The 267-nt window shown below is 70.0% G+C and carries 1 pseudogene; it reads left to right on the forward strand.

Features of this window, described 5'->3' with window-relative positions:
* Positions 1 to 267 (forward strand): annotated as a pseudogene (locus AX735_RS15865) (conjugal transfer protein TrbE); the annotation flags it as partial.

The following is a 267-nucleotide window of genomic DNA, read 5'->3' on the forward strand; positions in this document are numbered from 1 at the left end:
GCGCCACGCCGGCCGAGCTGGTCGCCACCACGGCGCGGCTCAACAACGCGCTCCGCCGGCTCGGTTCAGGCTGGGCGATCTTCGTCGAGGCGCAGCGCACGCCCGCGCTCGACTACCCGGAATCAGAGTTTCCCGATCCGGTCTCGGCGCTCGTGGACATGGAGCGGTGCGAACAGTTCCGCGAGGAAGGCGCGCATTTCGAGAGCGCCTACTATCTCACCCTGCTGTGGATGCCGCCGGCCGAGGAAGCGGCGCGCGCGGAAGGGT

The sequence above is a fragment of the Blastomonas sp. CCH1-A6 genome (assembly GCF_001556365.1).
Classification (GTDB): domain Bacteria; phylum Pseudomonadota; class Alphaproteobacteria; order Sphingomonadales; family Sphingomonadaceae; genus Blastomonas; species Blastomonas ursincola.